This is a genomic window from Streptomyces sp. NPDC025638 (assembly GCF_055558775.1).
The window spans coordinates 1-2392 of sequence record NZ_JBVHLX010000065.1 but is presented as its reverse complement, the minus strand read 5'-3'; the positions used below and the strand labels follow the sequence as shown (position 1 = coordinate 2392).

The window sequence follows — 2392 nt, the reverse complement described above, 5'->3', positions numbered from 1 at the left end:
GGAGTATCCGGCGGATCGGTTGGCGTTCATGGTTGCCGACAGTGGCGCTGCTGTGGTGCTGAGCACGTCCGAGGCGGTGGATGGGCTGACGCTGGGCGCGGAGCATGTGCTGCTGCTCGATGAGGTGGCGGACGCGATTGCCGCGGAGTCCGGGGAATCGCTGGGGTCGTCGCCGGAGCTAGACCAACTGGCGTACGTGATCTACACATCGGGCTCCACCGGCCGCCCGAAGGGTGTTGCGGTTGCACACGGTGGCCTGGTGAATCTGGCGGAGGCGATGCGGCCGGTGCTGGGCGTGGATGTGGGTGTCACCGCGCTGCAGTTCGCGTCGTTCAGTTTCGATGCGGCTGTGCTGGATGTGGTGGTGACGCTGGCTGCGGGCGGGACGCTGGCGATTGCCGGGAGTGAGGAGCGTACGGATCCTGCGGTGTTGGCGGAGATGATCCGTGCGGCGGGTGTGAGCGTGGCGAGTGTGGTGCCGTCGTTGCTCGGGGTGTTGGACCCGGCGGTGGTGCCCGGGGTGTCCAACTGGGTGTTGGGCGCTGAGCGGTTGAGTGCCGACCTGGCTGCGCGGTGGCGGGGGCAGGCTCGGGTGTGGAACACCTATGGCCCGACCGAGGCGACGGTCATCACCACCGCGACGCCGCTCGGCGAGGGCATCACCTCGCAGGACGCACCGCCCGCGATCGGCCGACCGCTGCCCAACACCCAGGTGTATGTGCTGGATGCGTTCCTGAGGCCGGCGCCGGTTGGTGTCGTGGGCGAGGTGTACATCTCGGGTTCCGGTCTGGCACGGGGATATGTGGGACGTGCGGATCTGACTGCGGAGCGGTTCGTGGCCTGCCCGTTCGTGCCGGGGCAGCGGATGTACCGTTCCGGTGACCTGGCCCGCTGGTCGGCGGATGGGCAACTGCACTTCGCGGGTCGGGCGGACGAGCAGGTCAAGATTCGCGGTTTCCGTATCGAACTGGGCGAGGTCGAGGCCGTGTTGGCCTCCCATCCCGACGTCGGTCAGGTCGCCGTGGTCGTCCATGAGGACCAGGGGAGCGAGAAGCGGCTGATCGCCTACGTCGTTCCTGCCCGTGATGGACTCGACAGCGCTGTGCTGCGGGACTTCGCGGCCAATCGCTTGCCTGAGTACATGGTTCCGTCGGCGGTAGTGGTGTTGGAGGCACTGCCGTTGACGGTCAACGGCAAGCTCGACCGTGCCGCCCTGCCCGCGCCCGAGCTGTCCGGCCGCAGCGAGGGCCGTCCCCCGGCCACGCGCGACGAGGAACTGTTCTGCCGGCTGTTCGCCGAGGTGCTGGGCCTTGAGCGGGTGGGCGTCGAAGACAGCTTCTTCGAGCTGGGCGGCGATTCGATCCAGTCCATGCTGTTGGTCTCCAGTGCCCGGCGGGCCGGCGTGGCGATCAGCACGCGCGAGGTGTTCGAGCTGCGCACCCCGGCCGCGGTGGCCGCGGTGGCCGTTCCCTTGACCGACCGCAACTCGGTCGGCGAGGCGGTCGCTGCCACGGGCGAGGTGCCCCTGACGCCGGTGATGCACGAGCTGCTGGCGCGGGTGAGCCCGGAGGATCTGGGCGAGGTGTACCAGTCGGCTCTGGTGTCAGTGCCGACCGGCCTGGATCTGGCAGTGCTGGTGGACGCCGTGCAGGCGCTGGTGGACCGGCATGAGGCTTTGCGGGCGCGGCTGGAGACCGGGCCCTGGCGGCTGGTAGTGCCCGACGCGGGCGCCGTGCAGGTCGACTCGTGGGTCCGGCGGGTCGATGCGAGTGGCTTGGACGACGCCGGGCGGACGCGCCTGATCGAGGAGCAGACGCAGGCGGCCGTTGGGCGGCTCGACCCTCTTGCCGGGGTGATGGTGCAGGCGGTGTGGTTCGACGCCGGAGCTGACGCCGGTGGCCGACTGCTGCTGGTGGTCGATCACCTTGTGGTGGACGGCGTCTCGTGGCGTGTCCTGCTGCCGGATCTGGCCGAGGCCTATGCAGCATTGGCGAGTGGCGTGCAGCCCGAGCCGGCGTCGGTACCGATCTCGTTCCGGCACTGGGCGCAGGAGTTGGCCGCTCAGGCCCGCGCCGACGAACGGGTGGCGGAACTTCAGGCGTGGACGGAACTGGTGCAGGGCGGCGATGCGCTGCTGACGGACCGGCCGCTGAACGAGGACCTGAACCGAGGTGCCGAGGTCCGGCGGGTGACGGTCACTGTGCCGGCGGGGGTCACGTCGGCGTTGCTGACCGGTGTGCCTGTGGCGTTCCATGCGGGGGTCGACGATGTGCTGCTTGCCGGTCTGGCAGGGGCTTTGGGTGAGCGGCTCGGCGGCGGTCGGCCCCTTGAGGGCGGTGTTCTGGTCGATGTTGAGGGCCATGGCCGCAAGGCTTTGGTCCAGGGGATGGAT

The 2392-nt window shown here is 69.5% G+C and carries 1 protein-coding gene; it reads left to right on the top strand.

Features of this window, described 5'->3' with window-relative positions:
• The coding region (locus ACZ4EG_RS46570) for a non-ribosomal peptide synthetase (protein WP_467795057.1) at positions 1 to 2392 on the top strand (2392 nt) is incomplete at both ends.